Here is a 19,734-nt window from a genome sequence, read left to right as displayed (position 1 = left end):
TGAGGCTGATTAGATGAACCAGAAAGTCATCCTGGTGTTGCTGGATGGCCTGAACTACGAGGTTGCCCGGCATGCGCTGGGCCACCTGCAGGCTTACTGTTCCGCTGGCCGCGCTGCGCTTTACAAGCTCGAATGCGAGCTGCCGGCGCTGTCCCGTCCACTGTACGAATGTATCCTCACGGGCGTACCGCCGATCGAGAGCGGCATCGTCCACAACAATGTCTCGCGGCTTTCGACGCAGCGCAGCGTCTTCCACTACGCCGCCGAGGCAGGTGGCAGCACCGCGGCAGCCGCGTACCACTGGGTCAGCGAGTTGTATAACCGCTCGCCGTTCGACGCCGCCCGCGACCGCCACACCGAGGCGCCGGACCTACCGATCCAGCACGGCCATTTCTACTACGCGGACCATTACCCGGATTCGCACCTGTTCGCCGATGCCGAGAGCCTGCGCGTGCGGTACTCGCCGGACTTCCTGCTGGTACACCCGATGAACATCGACGACGCCGGCCACAAGCACGGCCTGAACACACCGCAGTACCGCAACAGCGCGCGGGTCGCCGATATCCTCCTGGCCGAGTACCTGCAGCGCTGGCTGGACGCCGATTACCAAGTGCTGGTGACCGCCGACCACGGTATGAACGACGACCGTACGCACAACGGCCTGTTGCGCGAGGAGCGTGAAGTGCCGCTGTTCGTCCTCGGTTCGGCGTTCAGCCTGGATGCCACGGCACAACCCAGGCAAGTGGAGCTGTGCGGCACCATCTGCGAGCTGCTCGGCATACCCCACGACAAACCCATCTGCCAGGAGCTGCTGCTGTGAACTCCGCCAATCGGGGCAAGTGGCTGGCCGTACTCTGTCTGCTGCCCTTTGCCCTGTTCTTCTTCGCCTTCCAGATCGCGCCCCTGGCCTGGGTGGCCATCCACAGCCTGAACACTGCAGACGGCTGGGGACTAGGCAATTTCGCCAAGGTATTCAGCTCGAAGTTCTATCTTCAGGCGATCAAGCACAGCCTGCAGATCGCCTTCTGGTCGAGCCTGATCGGCATCGTCATCGCGGTGATCGGCAGCTATTCGCTGCGCAAGGTAGACTCGAAGCTGCGCGATTTCGTCATGGCCTTTTCCAACATGACAAGCAACTTCGCCGGGGTGCCGCTGGCCTTCGCCTTCATCATCCTGCTCGGTTTCAACGGAGCACTGACCATCCTGCTCAAGCAATCGGGCCTGATCGAGGACTTCAACCTCTACTCCAAGACCGGCCTGATCGTGCTCTATACCTATTTCCAGATTCCCCTCGGAGTGTTGCTGCTCTACCCGGCCTTCGATGCGCTGCGCGAAGACTGGCGTGAATCGGCCGAGCTACTGGGCGCGGGCACCTGGCAATTCTGGCGCTTCATCGGCTTGCCAGTGCTGACGCCGGCGCTGCTGGGCACCTTCATCATCCTGCTGGCCAATGCCCTGGGCGCCTACGCCACGGTCTACGCCCTGACTACCGGCAACTTCAATGTGCTGACTATCCGTATCGCCGCCATGGTTGCCGGCGACATCTTCCTCGACCCGAACATGGCCAGCGCCCTGGCGATGGTGCTGGTGGGGCTGATGGTGCTGATTACCGTGGTGCACCAGTGGCTGCTGAAGAGGAGCTACCATGTCGCGCGCTGAGCCTCGTAGTGGCGGCCTCTACCATCGCGTGGTGGTCTACCTGCTGTTCCTGATCCTGCTGCTGCCACTGCTCGGCACCCTGCTCTACTCGCTGTCCACCAGTTGGTCAGCGACCCTGTTGCCGGACGGCCTGACCTTCAAGTGGTACCTCGCGCTGTGGAGCGATGCGCGTTTCCTCAGCGCCTTCGGCCAATCGCTGCTGGTGTGTTTTAGTGCATTGCTGCTGTCGGTGGTGCTGATCCTGCCGCTATTGTTCGTGGTGAACTACCACTTCCCCAAGCTCGACGGCCTGATGAACATCCTCATCCTGCTGCCCTTCGCCGTGCCGCCGGTGGTGTCTTCTGTAGGGCTGCTTCAAGTCTACGGCTCCGGCCCCCTGGCGATGGTCGGCACGCCCTGGATCCTGATTGGCTGCTACTTCACTGTCGCCCTGCCATTCATGTACCGCGCCATTACCAACAACCTGCAGGCGATCAACCTGCGCGACCTGATGGACGCCGCTCAGCTACTGGGCGCCAGCACCTGGAAGGCTGCTTTCCTGGTGGTGCTGCCGAACCTGCGCAATGGCCTGATGGTGTCGCTGTTCCTGTCGTTCTCCTTCCTGTTCGGCGAGTTCGTCTTCGCCAACCTGCTGGTGGGCACGCGCTACGAAACGCTGCAGGTTTACCTGAACAACATGCGCAACAGCAGCGGCCACTTCAACAGCGCGCTGGTGATCTCCTATTTCTTTTTCGTGCTGCTGTTCACTTGGGCAGCCAACCGTTTGAACAAGGACAAGGCATGAGTTTCCTTTCCATTCGCGGTCTGCATAAAAGCTACGGCCAGACCTCCATCTTCAGCGACATCCATTGCGAAATCAGCAAGGGCGAGTTCGTCACCCTGCTCGGGCCCTCGGGTTGCGGCAAGTCCACCCTGTTGCGCTGCATCGCCGGACTCACCGAGGTCAACGGCGGGCAAATCCTCCTGGATGGCCAGGACCTGGTTCCGCTGTCGCCGCAGAAGCGCGGCATCGGCATGGTGTTCCAGAGCTACGCGCTGTTCCCTAATATGACGGTGCAGCAGAACGTCGCCTTCGGCCTGCGCATGCAGAAAGCTTCCGCCGCCGACAGCAAGCGCCGCGTCGACGAAGTCCTGGCCATGGTGGAGTTGACCGACTTCGCCGAGCGCTACCCCCATCAACTTTCAGGCGGCCAGTGCCAGCGCGTGGCCCTGGCTCGCTCGCTGGTCACCCGCCCACGCTTGCTGCTGCTCGACGAACCGTTGTCGGCACTGGATGCGCGTATCCGCAAGCACCTGCGCGAGCAGATCCGCCATATCCAGCAGGAACTGGGACTGACCACCATCTTCGTTACCCACGATCAGGAAGAGGCGCTGACCCTCTCCGACCGCATCTTCCTGATGAACGCTGGGCGCATCGTCCAGAGCGGCGACGCGGAAACGCTCTACACCGCACCAGTGGATGCCTTCGCCGCCGGATTCATCGGCAACTACAACCTGCTCGATGCCGACAGCGCCAGCCGCCTGCTGGCTCGCCCGGTCAATGGGCGCATCGCAATCCGTCCGGAGGCCATCGTCATCAGCCATGAAGGTGGTATAGAGGCGGAAGTACGCAGCCACAGCCTGCTGGGCAATGTCATCCGCTATCGCGTTTCGGCCCGGGGTGTAGAACTGGTGGTGGACGTTCTCAATCGATCCGCCGATGATCTGCACCGCAAAGGCCAACGCATCGGCCTGCGTATCGACGACCATGCAATTCGGGAGGTGGCCTGATGGCCCTGGCAATCTTCGACCTTGACGACACCCTGATCGACGGCGACTGCGCGAGCCTATGGAGCCAGCATATGGCCAATCTGGGTTGGGTCGACGGCGAATCCTTCGTGCGCAAGGACACCGAACTCATGGCGCTCTACGCTGAAGGCAAGCTGGCGATGGAAGACTACATGGCTTTCAGCCTGGCACCACTGGTGGGGCGCACCGCGGAAGAAGTGGAGTTCGTCGTCGGCCCCTTCGTTGAAGACGTGATCGAACCACTGATCCATTCCGATGCCACACGCTGCCTGGCCCGGCACCGGGAGGATGGCGACCGCCTGCTGATCATCTCCGCCTCCGCACATTTCCTGGTCAGCGCCATCGCCGAACGCCTGGGAGTTGAAGAGGTCCTGGCGATCGAGCTGGAAGAACAGCACGGTTGTTATAGCGGCCGTACGCGCGGTGTGCTCACCTACCGCGACGGCAAAGTGACACGCCTGCAGGCCTGGCTGGAGGAACATGGCGAAAGTCTGGACGGTGCCCACTTCTACTCTGACTCGCGCAACGACCTGCCGCTGCTTACCCAGGTCCCTCACCCCCGCGTGGTCAATCCGGATCCGACCCTGCGAGCCCACGCAGAGGGGGCAGGCTGGCCGGTGCTGAGCTGGCGCTGAGGCCGTCCATACCTCCTCAACAGAAGCGAACTCACTCGCGAAATAGACCGCAACTCCGCCCGAGTTACCGAGCTGGGCTCAACATCCCACACCGCCGCCCCCTCTCCCAAAGGGAGAGAGGAGCCAGTCCTGCCTGGGTATGCCAGTGGCCTGCCCACAATCCATCCGCTGGATTCTGATCAGACCCTTAGGTGACGCTTGCCACTCACCGCTATATCGTTTTTTATATAGCGAAATCCCGCCCCCCCCTGGGTTATTCGCCATCCAATAACAAGGAGTCTGTCCATGGGTCACTGCTTTGCGCGCCCTCTCGCCCTCCTCTGCGCCCTTTTCGCCGTCGGAACCGCCTCAGCCGAAGAAGTCCAGGTGGCCGTCGCTGCCAACTTCACCGCCCCCATGCAGGCCATGGCCAAGGAGTTCGAGCAAGACACCGGCCACAAGCTGGTGATCGCCTCTGGCGCCACCGGCCAGCTCTACACCCAGATCAAGAACGGGGCGCCTTTCGAGGTGTTCCTGTCAGCCGACGACAACACACCGGCCAAGTTAGAGCAGGAGGGAGACAGTGTGCCCGGCTCACGTTTCACGTACGCCATCGGCACATTGGTGCTCTGGTCAGCGCAGGCGGGTTATGTGGATGCCAAGGGCGAGGTGCTGAAGAACGGCCAATTCAAGCACCTGTCCGTTGCCAACCCGAAGACCGCACCCTATGGCCTGGCGGCAACCCAGGTGCTGGAAAAGCTGGGACTGACCCAGGCAGTTGCGCCCAAGCTGGTGGAAGGCCAGAACATCACCCAGGCTCTGCAATTCATTTCCAGCGGCAATGCCGAGTTGGGCTTTGTCGCCCTCTCTCAGGTCTACAAGGATGAAAAGCTGAGCCAGGGCTCCGCCTGGATCGTACCGGCGGACATGCATGAGCCGATCCGCCAGGACGCACTGATTCTCAACAGAGGCAAGGGCAACCCAGCAGCGAAGGCGCTGATGGATTACTTGAAGGGGCCGAAGGCCGCGGAGTTGATCAGGTCCTTCGGCTATCAGCTGTAACGATCGAGGGGTAGACCTCTGCTCCCCGCCCCCTCTCACAGAGGGAGAGGGGACTTACTCCTCGTCGCCTTCCAGCTCGGCCTTCAAAGCCTCGAAGGATGGAGCGGCGTAGATGCTTACTTCCACGGCCAGCTCCATCACCTTGGCCAGGTCGCTCCGGTAGACCAGCACACACTGAAGGGCGTTATCCAGCGCCTCGCTGAAGTCCACCAGCACATAGCCACCCTTCTCTGGATAAAGACTGGCGAGCTGGACCTGGATCCGGTTGAGGGCCTTGAGTGGTTCGACCTTGGCCAGTTGCTTGGGCTGGAGCACGAAGCTCACGCTCGGCCCAAAGGAGTCCACCACCTGCTGGAACAGCTCGTCATAAGTGTCGGCCTGGAACAGCACGGTTTCAGGCAGGCTGCCCACCACGACCCATTCGCCCAGCGGAATAGGGAAGGTATCGTCGTAGTTGATGTCCGGGTTAGCCGCCAGGAAGGCGTCTGGATCGGCATAGGCCTGAGCTGCCTCGTCGGCAACGCGATTGATGTCCTCCTCGCTCATGCAGCCGGAGCTGATTGCAGTGATCAATTCAATGAGTTGCTGTTTCACGAGAGGGGCCCTGTAGCGGAAAGTTCGGAGGGGCGAAGGATATAGGGAAAGTGGACAGATATAAAAAAACGGATGGCCCTTTCGGACCATCCGCATACGTCAGCACACCACGCTGAACAATCAGGTCGTACGGATCAGATGATCGAAGGCGCTCAGCGAAGCCTTAGCCCCCTCACCCACCGCAATGACAATTTGCTTGTACGGAACGGTCGTCACGTCGCCTGCGGCAAATACGCCATGGATATTGGTCTGTCCCTTGGCGTCGACGATGATCTCGCCACGCGGCGACAGCTCTACAACGCCCTTGAGCCACTCGCTGTTGGGCAACAGGCCGATCTGCACGAAGATGCCTTCCAGATCCACGGTCCGCAGCTGATCGGTCGTGCGGTCCTTGTAGGCCAGACCAGTGACCTTCTGGCCGTCGCCTTTCACCTCGGTGGTCAGCGCGCTCCTGATGACGGTGACGTTGGGCAGGCTGCCCAGCTTCTTCTGCAACACGGCATCGGCACGCAGCTTGTCGTCAAATTCGATAAGGGTCACATGGGCGACGATGCCCGCCAGGTCGATGGCCGCCTCGACACCCGAGTTACCACCGCCGATCACCGCCACGCGCTTGCCCTTGAACAACGGGCCATCGCAGTGCGGGCAGTAGGCCACACCACGGCCACGATATTCCTGCTCGCCGGGCACGTTCATCTCACGCCAGCGGGCCCCGGTCGAAAGAATCACTGTTTTGGCCTTCAGCGAAGCGCCGCTCTCGAAGCGCACTTCATGCAGTTCGCCCTCGCCCTGGGCCGGAATCAGCGCGCTGGCGCGCTGCAGGTTCATGATGTCGACTTCGTACTGCTTCACGTGCTCTTCCAGGGCACGGGCCAGTTTCGGACCCTCGGTTTCCTGGACCGAGATGAAGTTCTCGATGGCCATGGTGTCCAGCACCTGGCCACCGAAGCGCTCGGCCGCCACACCTGTTCGAATGCCTTTGCGTGCGGCGTAGATGGCTGCCGATGCACCTGCGGGACCGCCACCAATCACCAGCACGTCGAAGGCGGCCTTGGCATTGAGCTTCTCGGCATCGCGAGCAGCGGCGCCGGTGTCGATCCTGGCGAGGATTTCCTCGACGCCCATTCGACCTTGGGCGAACAGTTCACCATTCAGGTAGATGCTCGGCACCGACATGATCTGGCGCTCGTTGACCTCCTCCTGGAACAGCGCGCCGTCGATGGCGACGTGGCGAATCTTCGGATTCAGCACCGCCATCAGGTTCAGTGCTTGCACCACATCCGGGCAATTCTGGCAGGACAGCGAGAAATAGGTTTCGAAATTGAACTCGCCCTTGATGGCCTTGACCTGCTCGATCAAGTCGCTTGCAAGCTTGGAGGGATGGCCGCCGACCTGCAGCAGAGCCAGAACCAGCGAGGTGAATTCATGACCCATGGGGATGCCGGCAAAGCGTAGGGCAATATCGGCTCCGGGGCGATTCAGCGAGAACGATGGCCGACGGGCCTCATTGCCATCGGTCTTGAGCGTGATCTTGTCGGTCAGGCCGGCTATGTCTTGCAAAAGCACGAGCAGCTCACGGGATTTGTCGCTGTCATCGAGGGACGCGACGATCTCGAACGGCTGGGTGACCTTGTCGAGATAGGCCTTCAACTGGGTTTTAAGATTGGCGTCCAACATGTGCGATTTCCTTTCGTGCGGGCATAGGTCTTGCGGGTACAGGTGCCCCTCGGCGGATAAAGATCATCCGCCCTACCGAAGCTGGGGGCTTTGATGCAGAGCGGACGGCAACCGCCGCCGTCGAGACTATCGAGTCGACAAAACGGATTGTGAAGCGTCGTGAGCAAGCTCTCAGGCATGGCGAAACAAGGCGAGGGTGCGGAGTTTACGAGCTGTAAATGAGCAGCCCGAGCCTTGTTTCAGCGCAGCCTCAGCACTGCGCAACAGCTTCCCAGCCGTCTTTAGATTTTGCCGACCAGATCCAGGGAAGGAGCCAGAGTGGCTTCACCTTCCTTCCACTTGGCCGGGCAGACTTCACCCGGGTGGGCGGCTACATACTGGGCAGCCTTGACCTTGCGCAGCAGTTCCTGGGCATCACGGCCAATGCCGCCAGCGTTGATTTCGACGATCTGGATCTTGCCTTCCGGGTCGATCACGAAGGTGCCACGATCAGCCAGACCGGCTTCTTCGATCAGGACCTCGAAGTTTTTCGACAGGACCCAGGTGGGGTCGCCAACCAGCGGGTAGCGAATCTTGCCGATGGTGTCAGAAGTGTCGTGCCACGCCTTGTGGGTGAAGTGGGTGTCGGTGGACACGCCGTAGATTTCCACGCCCAGCTTCTGGAATTCGGCGTAGTTGTCAGCCAGATCGCCCAGTTCGGTCGGGCAAACGAAGGTGAAGTCAGCCGGATAGAAGAAGACTACGGACCACTTGCCCTTCAGGTTGGCTTCGGAAACCTCGACGAACTCGCCCTGGTGATAGGCGGTGGCTTTGAACGGTTTGACTTCGGTATTGATCAGAGACATCGCAACATCCTCGTTGGGTTAGAAAATTTACCCGACGAAGGCTATGGGGTTATTCCAAAAAGATCATATTGATTGAAGCCATCACATTGATTGAGCATCTCAATGACATGTTCAATAACCGGCAAGATGCCCCGCACTCAGCAGCACGGGGCACCTCGCTGGCACGTCAAACGAGGTTTTCGTCGACGACCAGCACCAGCTTACCCGACACCTGGTTGCTCGCCAGCGCCTCGAAGGCCGCCTCGGCGTCCTTCACCGGGAAGGCACGCTCCAGGCGTGGGTCCAGGCGTCCCTCGGCAAACAGCGGCCAGACGTGCTGGCACAGATCGGCGATCAGGCCGGCCTTGAATTGCTCGTCGCGGCTGCGCAGGGTGGAGCCGATCAACTGCACACGTTTGCCCAGCAACAAGGCCAGATCAAGCTCCGCCTTGCGCCCTCCCATCAGGCCGATGTTCACCCAGCGACCGTCGACTGCAGCCAGCTCGAGGTTGAGCGCGGCATAGTTCGCCCCGACCGGGTCCAGGATCACGTCGAAGGGACCGAAATCGCGCAGACTTTCCAGATCCTCCCCACGCAGGGCGCCGCCTTGGGCACCCAAGGCCTCGCAATAGGCCAGCCGCTCGGCCGAACCCACGCTGACCCAGCAAGGGTTGCCGAACGCCTTGCACAGCTGGATCGCTGCCGAACCCACCCCGCTGGCGCCAGCATGCAGCAGAACCTTCTCGCCCGGCTTGAGCCCGGCCAGCTGGAACAGGTTGAGCCACGCCGTCGCGTAGACCTCCGGCAGCGCCGCCGCCTCGGCCAGCGATAGTCCCTCAGGCACCGGCAGGACGTGGCGCGCATCGACCACTACGTCCTCGGCCATGCCGCCGCCGGCCAGCAGACAACAGACGCGGTCGCCGACCTGCCAGGCACTGCCCGCCCCCACCTCGCTGATCACTCCGGAGGCCTCCAGGCCCAGGATGTCGCTGGCCCCCGGCGGCGGCGGGTAAAGCCCCGCGCGTTGCAGCAGGTCCGCCCGATTGAGGCCTGCAGCGGCCACACGGATACGCACTTGCCCCACATCACAGGCCGGACTGGCCCGTTCCCCCCACTCCACACGCCCTTTGACGCCTTGCAATGCCTTCACGCTGCCTCCATAGTGAGTCCTGACCGGGCCCGGCATTTCTGCCTGGCTTTCGCATTGCGCCGATGGAACCCGGCGCCCTCATTTACGGCCTAATATGCGTTATCACCTGTCCCGACGTCGAATCAGCATGAAGCGCTCCCTGATCTGCTCTGCGTTTGCCCTGGCTTTCAGCTTCAGTGTCCTGCCGCTGCATGCCGCCACAGCCACCCCGAACAGTTGGGACTCGCTGCAGCCCGACCGCGAGCAGGTGATCGCCAGTCTCAACGTGGTCGAGCTGCTAAAGCGCCACCACTACAACAAGCCACCGCTCAATGATGAGCGCTCGGTAAAGATCTATGAGGGCTACCTCAAGCTGCTCGACCCGGCACGGATGTATTTCACCGCAGCCGATATCGCAGAATTCGACCGGTGGCGCACGCGCTTCGACGATCTGCTCAAGAGTGGCGACCTGGAGCCAGGCTTCATCATCTACAAGCGGCACCTCGACCGCCTCGAAGAGCGCCTCAAGTTCGCCTTGGCGATGCTCGACAATGGCGTCGACAAGATCGACTTCAGTGTCGACGAAAGCCTTGAGACCGACCGCGAGAAAGCGGCCTGGGCTAAGGACCGCGTGGCACTCGATGACCTCTGGCGCAAACGGGTGAAGGATGAAGTACTGCGCTTGAAGCTCGCCAAGAAAGAGCCCAAGGCGATTCAGGAACTGCTGATCAAGCGCTACAAGAATCAACTATCACGCCTCGACCAGACCCGCGGCGAAGATGTGTTCCAGTCGTATATCAATGCCTTCGCGCAGACCTACGACCCGCACACCCAGTACCTCTCCCCGGATAACGCGGAGAACTTCGACATCAACATGAGCCTGTCCCTTGAGGGCATAGGTGCCGTGCTGCAGAGCGACAACGAATACGTCAAGGTCGTCCGCTTGGTGCCGGCCGGCCCGGCGGAGAAGAGCAAGCAGATCGCCCCGGCGGACAAGATCGTTGGCGTTGCCCAGGGTGGCGGCGAGATGGTCGACGTCATCGGTTGGCGTCTGGACGAGGTAGTCAAGCTGATCCGTGGCCCGAAAGGCTCGGTAGTCCGCCTTGAGGTCATTCCGGCGAACAATGCGCCGAACGACCAGACCAGCAAGGTGGTGGCCATCACTCGCGAAGCTGTGAAGCTGGAGGAACAGGCCGCCAAGAAATCGGTCATCAACCTCGACCACGAAGGACGCACCTTCAAGCTCGGCGTCATTGAGGTACCGGCCTTCTATCTCGACTTCAAGGCCTTCCGCGCCGGCGATCCTGAATACAAGAGCACCACCCGAGACGTCCGCAAGCTGCTCGACGAACTGCAGAAAGAGAAGGTCGACGGCGTAGTCATTGACCTGCGCAACAACGGTGGCGGCTCCCTGCAGGAAGCTACCGAGCTGACCGGGCTGTTCATCGATCAGGGACCGACCGTACTGGTCCGTAACAGCGACGGCCGTGTCGACGTACTGGCTGACGAAAGCAACGGCGCGTTTTACACCGGTCCAATGGCTGTACTGGTCAACCGCCTGTCCGCCTCCGCCTCGGAGATCTTTGCTGGCGCCATGCAGGACTACCATCGAGCGCTGATCATCGGCGGCCAGACCTTCGGCAAAGGCACCGTGCAGACCATTCAGCCGCTCAATCACGGCGAGCTCAAGCTGACCCTTGCCAAGTTCTACCGCGTTTCCGGCCAAAGCACCCAGCATCAAGGCGTGCTGCCGGACATCGAGTACCCGGCCGTGGTCGATACCAAGCAGATTGGCGAAAGCGCACTGCCCGAGGCCATGCCCTGGGACAGCATCCGCCCGGCGATCAAGCCCGAACTCGACCCCTTCAAGCCTTTCCTTGCCGAACTGAAGGCCCGCCATGACGCGCGCACCGCGGAGAACCCAGACTTCGTCTACAGCCGCGAACGGCTTGCGCTGGCACAGAAGCTGATGAACGACACGGTCGTGAGCCTCAACGAGGCCAAGCGGCGAGCCGAGCAAACGTCCATCGAAAATCAGCAACTGGCTATGGAAAATACCCGCCGCAAGGCCAAGGGCGAAGAGTTGCTGAAGGAACTCAAGACAGAGGATGAAGACGCCCTCCCGGTCGAGGAGGAAAAGACCAAGCCGGAGGATGATGCCTACCTGACCGAAACCGGGCAGATCCTGCTGGATTACCTGGGCTTGAACTCGGCGGTGGCCAAGCACTGACTGATGTCATAATGCCGTCATGCAATTGTCGTGAAATCCAGGGGCCGCAGATGCGGCCCCTGTCTTTTTCGCGAGATGCAGCATGACCGTCACCGAGCAGTTGAGCGCACTGGGCCAGATCCTCGCTCACGGCGACTTGTACACCCTTTTCCAACCACTCCTTTCGCTTTCCGAACGCCGCATCATCGGTTATGAAGCGCTGACCCGGGGCCCCTCCAATAGCCCCCTGCACCCTCCGGTGACGCTGTTTGCCGTCGCTCGCCATGCCGGTCGGCTCAGTGAACTGGAGATGGCCTGTCGACTGAAAGCCTGCACCCGGTTCAACGAACTGAAGCTGGATGGCCTGTTGTTCCTCAATGTGTCGCCAGAATCCCTGTTGGACCCCGCGCACCAGCCGGGGCGCACACTGAAGATGCTGCAAGCCTTCGGGATACCGCCGAGCCAGGTGGTTATCGAACTCACAGAGCAAACGCCGACCGAAGATTTCGGCCTGCTCGATACTGCGCTTCACCATTACCGCGCCATGGGCTTCTCCATTGCCCTCGACGACTTGGGTGCTGGCTATTCCAGCCTGCGTCTGTGGTCGGAATTGCGCCCAGACTACGTGAAGATCGACCGCCACTTCATCGATGGCATCCATCAGGACGCGGTGAAGCGCGAGTTTGTCGAGTCCATCCTCAAGATGGCCAAGGCGTCCCGGGCCCAGGTGATCGCCGAAGGCATTGAAATGCCGGAAGAACTGGCCGTGCTGGCAGAAATGGGCATCGACCTGGTCCAAGGCTACCTGCTGGGCCGTCCGCAAGAACAACCGCTACGCGATGCCCGTGCCCTGCTGCCGTTGCTGGAGACTGGATCCAGCATGGGGGGCGTGGACAGCGACCTGGCCGCGCTACTCACCGAGCAACCAGCGGTAGCCGAACACACACCTATCCTCGATGTCCTGGAAGCCTTCAGGGCCCAGCCCAACCTCAATTCCCTGGCGGTGCTGGATGCGTGCCAGCAGCCGGTTGGCGTCGTCCACCGTCACCTGCTCTCGGAGGCTCTGCTCAAGCCCTTCGCCACCGACCTCTTCGCACGCAAGCCGGTCAGCCGGCTGATGAGTAGCGATTTTCTCGCCGTTGAGATGGGGCAATCGCTACAACAGGTCAGCCGACTGATCACCAGCCGCGCCCGGCAACGGCTCGAAGAAGACTTCATCATCGTCCAAGAAGGCCGTTATCGAGGCCTGGGACGCGTGATCGACGTCCTCAAGTTGATCACCGAACTGAAAATCCAGCAGGCTCGGCACGCCAATCCCCTGACCCTGCTGCCAGGAAACGTACCGATCCAGCAATGCCTGGCCAGGCTGCTACAGCAAAACCGGCAGGCGGCGGTGTGCTATGTGGATATCGATGCCTTCAAGCCGTTCAATGACCTCTATGGCTACGCCAGAGGCGATGAGGTCCTGCTATGCCTGGCCCAGTGTCTCGGCGAACGTGTCGATCCGGCTCGGGATTTCGTTGGGCATATCGGCGGGGACGACTTCATGCTTGTCTTGGGCTCGGACGACTGGCGCGCTCGGCTCCATTACCTGCTCGAGGACTTTCAAGGCCAGTGCCGACGTTTCTATCGCGCCGAACACCTGCAGGCCGGCTGCTTTGTTGCCCATGACCGGCGGGGCCAGCGCGAAGAGTACCCTCTCCTTTCGCTGTCCATCGGTGTTGTGATGCTGAAGCCGGAAGCCTGTTCGAGGCTAGATGCCGACCAACTCGCAAGCCTGGCGTCAGACGCCAAGCGCCACGCCAAGGCTATGCCCGGCTACAGCCTGCACATCATCGAGGCGTTGTAGGAGAAAGGGTCAAAGACCTAGCTCATCCGCACGCCGTGCCATGCGCTCGGCCGCCTCCACATCAGCAGCCAGGCCCGGCCCGCCTTCACGATAAAGGTCAGCCAGACGCCGGGCGGCCAGCGGGTGCCTGGCATTCACAGCGAGCTTCCACCAATGCGCCGCCTGCGCAGCATCCGGGGCATTGCGAGCATCCCCCGCAAGACTAAGCACGCCCAACTGATAGGCAGACTTGCCGTCACCCGCCTGAGCGGCCAGGCGCAGCAGACGAATACCCTCGTCACGGGCACCGAAACCTTGGCCGCGATGCAGCAGCATGTGGCCATAGAAGCTCTGGGCCGATACGTCGCCGATCGCTGCCATGCGGGCGAACTGCCCTTGCATCCACTGCCACGCGCGAGGCTGGGCAACCAGCGTTGGCCAGCGCAGCATCCGCCGGGCCACGAAATAACCGATACGCGCACGCAGCCGCCAGAGCATCAGTGCTCCTCTGGATAGCTGAACTCGAACACCCGGACCACTTCAGCGGCATGCCATGAGGCGGCTGCCGTCCCATCCGGCGGACCGGCAAAACGCCCAAGGCGCTCGACGCACTCGAAAAAGCCCGTGCGAGGAAGGCGACTGGCGCCCTGGCTGATCACCAGTGAGCTACGCAATGGTCGCTCCGCTCGGGCATCCAGTGCCGCCAGGTGCTCAAGGGCCGCCGTAAGCGTCTGCATCGCCGGGGTGGGCAATTGCAAGCGCTCGATCAAGGCCCGGTAAGTCAGAAGGTGGCGCTGGCGGCGCGCATCTTCCAGTTCATCGAGTAACGCTTGCCAATGCTGGCGGCTTATACGCAGGCTCAAGATCCGGACTCCCAGCCGGAAACTCCCAAGGCCCGTGCCAGAGCGCGCTTGATCGCCTCATCAGGCTCACGCTCACCATTTTCGATGAGCCCTAGATAATGAGGGCTGATGCCAACCGCACGAGCCAATGCCTCAAGGCTCTGCCCCTGAGCCTCGCGTAGCGACTTCAACTGGCCAAACGCCGTTTTGCTGGTCTCGTTGGCCGGATCTGCGCTGGCCTGACCGGCGGCGCGCAGCAGCGTCTGATACTCGGCCCAAGGCAATACCGCGTACTCCGCCTGGCCGTCACGCATGATCACTTGCACACTCATTGAAGCTCCCCGTGGAACAAAGTGCCGACTGCTTCAGCACCCCCCTTGCAGGCGCCATCTTAACAGGCCAAAAGCCTGGAAGGGGTGAACTATACTGCCTCCAGCCAGGGGGAGAAGCGCGTGAATCTGCATTTTCGTGTGAACATCTTGCTGCTGCTCAGCCTGTGGTCCCACCTAGCGGTCGCTGAAGAGTTGCACTGGGGCTTCGGCCCTGCAGAGGGCATGCCTTACGTTCAGGTGAGCGACCATGCGCTGCTCGGCGGATTCATTCGGCATCTCGGCGAACAAGTTGCTGAAACGCTCGGAGTAACGGTGAGCTTCGTTGAAACCCCGAACAAGCGCATCGAAGAATCGCTGAAGAATGGGCGCATCCATGTAATCTGCAACACCAATCCGGAATGGCTGGCCGATGCGCCGGCCTTCCACTGGTCACCGCCCCTGTTCGAAGAAACGCACGCACTGCTGCAGCACCGCGACTCCGCCCCCGTCACCAGCCTCACCGACCTCAAGGGCAAGACTGTCGGCACCACACTCGGCTTCACATACAGCATGCCGCTGATGGAAGCCTTCGCGAACAAGCAGGTCATCCGCCAGGACATCCGCGACCTTGATACACGCCTGAACCTGCTTAGCCGGAAACGCCTGGACGCAATCATCGAAATGCGCCGATCACTGACCTTTGAACTCGCCGTCCGTCCGGGCTTACCCCTTGTGTCGAGTCCCTGGGTGATCGATCGATACAGCATGCATTGCGCGTATGGCCCTCGACTACCGGTCACTGCGGAGCAGCTGGATGCCACCCTGCAAAGCCTTAGAGACAGCGGCGAAATCGAACGCCTGCTTGACGGCGAGCAGTTTCGGGCACGGCTGCAGGATCACTGACGGGATTTCCCGTCCGGGGCCGGCAATCGCTCCAGCGCAGCCTGCACTTCCGGCGACTGCGCCTGACGCCAGGCGCGAAACGCGTCCAGTTCGTGCGACCAGGTCTTGAGCACCCAGGCGACCACTGCCAGATCATCAACGAATCCCAACCCTACCAGCCAGTCCGGCAACGCATCCAGGGGCGTAACGAAGTACAGTAACGCAGCCACCACAGCGAGGAACGCACGTGGATTGACGCGGCGGTACTCACCACGCAGCCAGGCGTTACACAAGGACAGTAACAGGCGTAGGTCTTCCTTCACGGCCCCCAACCTGCCAGCCTCCCGCGAGCCCTTGCGAGAGACGGCCAGCAGCAGAGACGGTAGCCGGCCGCCGGCAAGGAATCGTTGAGCCAAGGTGAGGTAACGCGAAAAATTCCAAGGTGCTTTCATCGGGACTCCTGAGCTGATCCCCAGCCTAGAGGCGTTTTGCCGGTTATCCACGGAAACTGTGGATAACCTTGTGAGCAGATTATGGATGACCCAGGCAAACGCCCACCTGATGCGGCTTAGCGACAAATCGGGCAATTTTTGCCCATCTTTACAAATCCAATAAAATCAATAGCTTACAAAAGCATGCCAGACTGCGACCGCCGGTCGCATTGCCTACTTGTACAGTTACCCTGGCATGTGCATAACCGTAACACTTTATCGAAGCAGTTCTTCATTCTGACCGAGAGGTCATTTACCGGCTCCGACCAGACTGCTCCCGAAAATGAAAACGCCCCGTCGAAACGGGGCGTTTTCATGGAAACGACTGCCGGCAATTACTGCTGGGCAGCCGGGTCCTTGATGCTGATCAGTTCCAGGTCGAACACCAGTACGGAGTTGGCCGGGATGGCCGGGCTTGGGCTTTGCTCACCGTAAGCCAGCTCGCTGGGGATATACAGCTTGTACTTCTCGCCAACGTGCATCAGCTGCAGGCCTTCGACCCAGCCCGGGATCACGCCGTTGACCGGCAGGTCGATCGGGCTGCCACGCTGGATGGAACTGTCGAAGACGGTGCCATCGGTCAGCTTGCCTTCATAGTGAACGGTCACTACGTCGGTGGCTTTAGGCTGCGCGCCTTCAGCTTTCTTTACGACTTCGTACTGCAGGCCGGAGGCGGTGGTCACCACGCCCTCACGCTTGCCATTGTCCTCGAGGAACTTCTTGCCGGCCTTGGCGTTTTCAACGTTCATCGCAGCCAGACGCTCCTCGGAGCGCTTCTGCAGGAAGGCGAAAGCCTCTACCAGCTCTTCGTCCTTCAGGCGCTGTTCTTTCTTGCTGATAGCGTCTTCGATACCTTGGGCAACAGCGTTGGGATCGAGGTCATCCATGCCTTCCTGAGCCAGGCTCTTGCCCATATTCAGGCCGATGCCGTAAGACGCCTTTTGCGCCGGAGTCTTCAGTTCCACGCTGGTCTGTGAATCGCAACCCGCTAGAACCAGGCCCACCAGGGCCACCGCGGCTGCCAACCGATGTTGTTTCATGCTGAATCCTTGTCTGTCGCCGTGATGGCAATTCGATGGAACGGCGAGCTTAGCAGGCCGCCGCAAGTAGTGGCTATGGGCAATGAGAACAGAGAGTTGCCAATTAGTTCAGTGACTTGCAGCAAAACGCGGCAAGCAGAATCGGCAAAGGCGACGAGACTTTGGCGGGCGAAAAGAAAAAGCCCCCAGGTATCGCTACCTGAGGGCTTTCGTATATGGCGCAGCGGACGGGACTCGAACCCGCGACCCCCGGCGTGACAGGCCGGTATTCTAACCGACTGAACTACCGCTGCGTGTTACTGCGAGATTGGTGGGTGATGACGGGATCGAACCGCCGACCCTCTGCTTGTAAGGCAGATGCTCTCCCGGCTGAGCTAATCACCCTTCACTCTCGAAAACTATAAAGCCCTCAGGTGTCGCCACCTGAGGGCTTCTGAATATGGCGCAGCGGACGGGACTCGAACCCGCGACCCCCGGCGTGACAGGCCGGTATTCTAACCGACTGAACTACCGCTGCGCATTACTGCAAGATTGGTGGGTGATGACGGGATCGAACCGCCGACCCTCTGCTTGTAAGGCAGATGCTCTCCCGGCTGAGCTAATCACCCTTCACTCTCGAAGTGGGGCGCATTCTAGAGCGGTATCCCGCGCCTGGCAAGCCCATTTTAAAAAAATTTTTTGAGTGCTTCCAAAGGCTTAGCTCAGGGTTGGCCTGAGGGCTCCCGGCGAGAATAATGCGCGCTTTGTGTCTGGAGATTTTCCCCCATGTGGTTTCGCAACCTGCTTGTGTATCGCCTCACCCAGGATCTGAATATCGATGCCGAGGTGCTGGAAACTGCGCTGGCCACCAAGCCGGCACGTCCGTGCGCCAGCCAGGAGCTGACCACCTATGGTTTCGTTGCCCCCTTCGGCAAAGGCGCGGACGCACCTCTGGTGCACGTCAGCGAAGGCTTCTTCCTGATCGCCGCACGCAAGGAAGAACGCATCCTGCCAGGCAGCGTCGTCCGCGATGCGCTGAAGGAAAAAGTCGATGAGATCGAAGCCGAGCAGATGCGCAAGGTCTACAAGAAGGAACGCGATCAGCTTAAGGACGAGATCGTGCAGACCTTCCTGCCACGCGCATTCATTCGCAAAACCGCCACCTTTGCCGCCATCGCCCCTGCCCAGGGCCTGATCCTGGTCGATGCCTCCAGCCCGAAGCGGGCCGAGGATCTGCTCAGCACCCTGCGCGAAGCTATTGGCTCGCTGCCGGTACGCCCTGCGTCGGTGAAGATAGCGCCGACGGCCACCCTGACCGAATGGGTCAAGACCCAGCAAGCAGCGACCGATTTCTACGTGCTCGACGAATGCGAGCTGCGTGACACTGACGAAGACGGCGGCGTCGTACGCTGCAAGCGCCAGGACCTGACCAGCGACGAAATCCAGCTGCACCTGACCTCCGGCAAGCTGGTCACCCAGCTCTCGTTGGCTTGGCAGGACAAGCTGTCTTTCATCCTCGACGACAAGCTGGTGATCAAGCGCCTGCGCTTCGAGGACCTGCTGCAAGAGAAGGCCGAGCAGGATGGCGGCGACGACTCCCTCAGCCAACTGGACGCCAGCTTCACTCTGATGATGCTGACGCTGGTGGAGTTCATCCCGCAGCTGTTCGAAGCACTCGGCGGCGAAGAGATTCCACAGGGCGTCTGACCCTGGCAAGCGCCGGCTTCCCGCTCAGTTCGGGAATACCGGCGCGACCGCGATACGCACAAGAAACAACCATGCGCGCCCTCGCTGTCCTCTGCCGATTCGCAGGCAATACCTTTGCCCTGTGGATCCTGTTGTTCGCCGTGCCGGCCTTCTGCCAGCCCACCCTCTTCCTGCCTCTGACGAATTGGATAGTGCCCTTGCCCGGCCTGATCATGTTCGGCGTGGGCCTGACTTTGAAAGCCGAAAGCCTCCGTGAAGTTGCACGTCATCCGATGCAGGTGCTGATCGGGGTGCTCGCCCAATTCATCATCATGCCCGGGCTGGCCCTGAGCTATCTCGCCGGCAAGCTGTTCGACGTTCCACTGGCCGGCGTACCCAGCGCGCTGTTCAGTGTCTGGCACAATCTCTCCGGCCCCCTGCTGGCAGCAGGCTTCCGGCGCATGGACAAACCGGTGAACGACAGCAAGGGCTGACTGCCTTGCCCTCTCATCCCGCCGGGCTTGCCCTGCTCGGCGAGATGTGCAAAATATTGCGCATCGTAAGGACGACCTTACCACTCTCGCAGTGATCACCGGGGACGGCCCCAAAGCGCTCTGTCTCTTATGAGGTCACCATGTCCTGGATCATTCTGTTTTTTGCTGGCCTGTTCGAAGTGGGCTGGGCCGTTGGCCTGAAGTACACCGACGGTTTCAGCCGCCCCCTGCCTACCGCGCTCACTGTAGGAGCGATGCTTATCAGCCTGGGCCTGCTCGGCCTGGCTATGAAGGACTTGCCGCTGGGCACCGCCTATGCGATCTGGACGGGCGTTGGCGCCGTCGGCACCGTGATCGCCGGCGTCATCCTGTTCGGTGAATCGATGGCTCTGCTGCGGCTGCTCAGCGTCGGGCTGATCGTCGGTGGGCTGGTCGGGCTAAAGCTCAGTCATTGACGATGCCGGGCCTGCATGCCCCCGGTTGGCAAATGGACTGTTTCTGCCCGCACTCACGCTTTTCGGGCTGAGTGTGATGGAGGAGCGAGCTTGCTCGCGAAGAGGCCCCCTTCGCGAGCAAGCTCGCTCCTACGGAAAATGCAGCCAGTTGCAACAACTGACTGGGGGCA

Annotated in this window: 20 protein-coding genes, 4 tRNA genes and 1 pseudogene; 12 read left to right on the top strand and 13 right to left on the bottom strand. The window is 61.0% G+C overall.

The window, feature by feature from the left end; genetic code table 11:
• Nucleotides 1-13: 13 nt before the first annotated feature.
• The 6 genes from OXH74_RS15670 to modA all read left to right on the top strand — a co-directional run bounded on the left by OXH74_RS15670 (nt 14) and on the right by modA (nt 5,123).
• Nucleotides 14-820 carry an alkaline phosphatase family protein gene (locus OXH74_RS15670; protein WP_375737806.1) on the top strand — a complete coding sequence of 269 codons (807 nt, stop codon included), beginning with the start codon at nt 14-16 and terminating at the stop codon, nt 818-820.
• Nucleotides 817-1,659, top strand: a complete 843-nt coding sequence (locus tag OXH74_RS15665; RefSeq protein WP_375737805.1) for an ABC transporter permease — start codon at nt 817-819, stop codon at nt 1,657-1,659. Before OXH74_RS15670 ends, OXH74_RS15665 begins: the two co-directional genes overlap by 4 nt.
• On the top strand, nt 1,646-2,443 hold the full coding sequence (locus tag OXH74_RS15660; protein WP_375737804.1) for an ABC transporter permease: 798 nt from the start codon (nt 1,646-1,648) through the stop codon (nt 2,441-2,443). The genes OXH74_RS15665 and OXH74_RS15660 overlap by 14 nt, the downstream gene beginning before the upstream one ends.
• The gene (locus tag OXH74_RS15655) at nt 2,440-3,429 is read left to right on the top strand and encodes an ABC transporter ATP-binding protein (RefSeq protein ID WP_375737803.1); all 990 of its coding nucleotides are present in this window, start codon (nt 2,440-2,442) and stop codon (nt 3,427-3,429) included. Before OXH74_RS15660 ends, OXH74_RS15655 begins: the two co-directional genes overlap by 4 nt.
• A complete protein-coding gene (locus OXH74_RS15650; protein WP_375737802.1) occupies nt 3,429-4,082 on the top strand; it encodes an HAD family hydrolase in 654 nt (217 codons plus the stop codon). The genes OXH74_RS15655 and OXH74_RS15650 overlap by 1 nt, the downstream gene beginning before the upstream one ends.
• 285 nt (nt 4,083-4,367) lie before the next feature.
• On the top strand, nt 4,368-5,123 hold the full coding sequence (modA, locus tag OXH74_RS15645; RefSeq protein WP_375737801.1) for a molybdate ABC transporter substrate-binding protein: 756 nt from the start codon (nt 4,368-4,370) through the stop codon (nt 5,121-5,123).
• 54 nt (nt 5,124-5,177) lie between these two features.
• Here the strand turns inward: modA and OXH74_RS15640 are convergent, their stop codons facing one another.
• The 4 genes from OXH74_RS15640 to OXH74_RS15625 all read right to left on the bottom strand — a co-directional run bounded on the left by OXH74_RS15640 (nt 5,178) and on the right by OXH74_RS15625 (nt 9,368).
• Nucleotides 5,178-5,717: a hypothetical protein gene (locus OXH74_RS15640; RefSeq protein ID WP_375737800.1), complete on the bottom strand. Its 540-nt coding sequence runs from the start codon at nt 5,715-5,717 to the stop codon at nt 5,178-5,180.
• Between the two features lie 120 nt (nt 5,718-5,837).
• The gene (ahpF, locus tag OXH74_RS15635; RefSeq protein WP_375737799.1) at nt 5,838-7,394 is read right to left on the bottom strand and encodes an alkyl hydroperoxide reductase subunit F; all 1,557 of its coding nucleotides are present in this window, start codon (nt 7,392-7,394) and stop codon (nt 5,838-5,840) included.
• Nucleotides 7,395-7,675: 281 nt separating this feature from the next.
• Nucleotides 7,676-8,239, bottom strand: coding sequence for an alkyl hydroperoxide reductase subunit C (gene ahpC, locus OXH74_RS15630; protein WP_215376555.1), 564 nt, complete (start codon nt 8,237-8,239; stop codon nt 7,676-7,678).
• Nucleotides 8,240-8,405: 166 nt separating this feature from the next.
• Complete coding sequence (locus OXH74_RS15625; protein WP_375737798.1) at nt 8,406-9,368, bottom strand: NAD(P)H-quinone oxidoreductase; 963 nt, start codon at nt 9,366-9,368, stop codon at nt 8,406-8,408.
• A gap of 127 nt (nt 9,369-9,495) precedes the next feature.
• Between OXH74_RS15625 and OXH74_RS15620 the strand changes: the two genes are divergently transcribed.
• Nucleotides 9,496-11,577 carry a carboxy terminal-processing peptidase gene (locus OXH74_RS15620; protein ID WP_375737797.1) on the top strand — a complete coding sequence of 694 codons (2,082 nt, stop codon included), beginning with the start codon at nt 9,496-9,498 and terminating at the stop codon, nt 11,575-11,577.
• Between the two features lie 82 nt (nt 11,578-11,659).
• A complete protein-coding gene (locus OXH74_RS15615) occupies nt 11,660-13,405 on the top strand; it encodes a bifunctional diguanylate cyclase/phosphodiesterase (RefSeq protein ID WP_375737796.1) in 1,746 nt (581 codons plus the stop codon).
• A 9-nt stretch (nt 13,406-13,414) separates the two neighbouring features.
• Here the strand turns inward: OXH74_RS15615 and OXH74_RS15610 are convergent, their stop codons facing one another.
• The 3 genes from OXH74_RS15610 to OXH74_RS15600 are packed head-to-tail and all read right to left on the bottom strand — an operon-like array spanning nt 13,415 to nt 14,558.
• Nucleotides 13,415-13,882, bottom strand: coding sequence for a sel1 repeat family protein (locus OXH74_RS15610; RefSeq protein ID WP_375737795.1), 468 nt, complete (start codon nt 13,880-13,882; stop codon nt 13,415-13,417).
• Nucleotides 13,882-14,247, bottom strand: a complete 366-nt coding sequence (locus OXH74_RS15605; RefSeq protein ID WP_215376571.1) for a hypothetical protein — start codon at nt 14,245-14,247, stop codon at nt 13,882-13,884. The genes OXH74_RS15610 and OXH74_RS15605 overlap by 1 nt, the downstream gene beginning before the upstream one ends.
• Complete coding sequence (locus OXH74_RS15600) at nt 14,244-14,558, bottom strand: helix-turn-helix domain-containing protein (protein WP_375737794.1); 315 nt, start codon at nt 14,556-14,558, stop codon at nt 14,244-14,246. Before OXH74_RS15600 ends, OXH74_RS15605 begins: the two co-directional genes overlap by 4 nt.
• Before the next feature lie 120 nt (nt 14,559-14,678).
• On the opposite strand from OXH74_RS15600, the gene OXH74_RS15595 reads away from it, so the two are divergent.
• On the top strand, nt 14,679-15,440 hold the full coding sequence (locus OXH74_RS15595; protein ID WP_375737793.1) for a substrate-binding periplasmic protein: 762 nt from the start codon (nt 14,679-14,681) through the stop codon (nt 15,438-15,440).
• On the opposite strand, the gene OXH74_RS15590 is transcribed toward OXH74_RS15595, so the two are convergent.
• The 6 genes from OXH74_RS15590 to OXH74_RS15565 all read right to left on the bottom strand — a co-directional run bounded on the left by OXH74_RS15590 (nt 15,434) and on the right by OXH74_RS15565 (nt 17,558).
• Nucleotides 15,434-15,871 (bottom strand): YkvA family protein, encoded by a 438-nt coding sequence (locus OXH74_RS15590; protein WP_375737792.1) that lies wholly within the window; start codon nt 15,869-15,871, stop codon nt 15,434-15,436. The genes OXH74_RS15595 and OXH74_RS15590 overlap by 7 nt on opposite strands.
• Before the next feature lie 374 nt (nt 15,872-16,245).
• The gene (locus tag OXH74_RS15585) at nt 16,246-16,950 is read right to left on the bottom strand and encodes an FKBP-type peptidyl-prolyl cis-trans isomerase (protein ID WP_215376580.1); all 705 of its coding nucleotides are present in this window, start codon (nt 16,948-16,950) and stop codon (nt 16,246-16,248) included.
• A 216-nt stretch (nt 16,951-17,166) separates the two neighbouring features.
• Nucleotides 17,167-17,243: transfer RNA gene (locus tag OXH74_RS15580), tRNA-Asp, on the bottom strand.
• Between the two features lie 15 nt (nt 17,244-17,258).
• Nucleotides 17,259-17,334, bottom strand: a tRNA-Val gene (locus OXH74_RS15575).
• A gap of 56 nt (nt 17,335-17,390) precedes the next feature.
• Nucleotides 17,391-17,467, bottom strand: a tRNA-Asp gene (locus OXH74_RS15570).
• A gap of 15 nt (nt 17,468-17,482) precedes the next feature.
• Nucleotides 17,483-17,558, bottom strand: a tRNA-Val gene (locus tag OXH74_RS15565).
• Between the two features lie 157 nt (nt 17,559-17,715).
• Between OXH74_RS15565 and rdgC the strand changes: the two genes are divergently transcribed.
• From rdgC to sugE, 3 genes and pseudogenes are all read left to right on the top strand, one after another.
• Complete coding sequence (gene rdgC / locus OXH74_RS15560; RefSeq protein WP_375737791.1) at nt 17,716-18,636, top strand: recombination-associated protein RdgC; 921 nt, start codon at nt 17,716-17,718, stop codon at nt 18,634-18,636.
• A gap of 71 nt (nt 18,637-18,707) precedes the next feature.
• Nucleotides 18,708-18,998: pseudogene (locus OXH74_RS15555) on the top strand (bile acid:sodium symporter family protein); the annotation flags it as partial.
• Nucleotides 18,999-19,249: 251 nt separating this feature from the next.
• Nucleotides 19,250-19,564 (top strand): quaternary ammonium compound efflux SMR transporter SugE, encoded by a 315-nt coding sequence (gene sugE, locus OXH74_RS15550; RefSeq protein WP_375737790.1) that lies wholly within the window; start codon nt 19,250-19,252, stop codon nt 19,562-19,564.
• Nucleotides 19,565-19,734: the final 170 nt, after the last annotated feature.

Origin of the sequence: Metapseudomonas boanensis, assembly GCF_042232855.1 — a bacterium.
Lineage (GTDB): Bacteria > Pseudomonadota > Gammaproteobacteria > Pseudomonadales > Pseudomonadaceae > Metapseudomonas > Metapseudomonas boanensis.
Note: the sequence above shows the minus strand (reverse complement) of the source record. Positions and strands in the feature narration are given on the sequence as shown.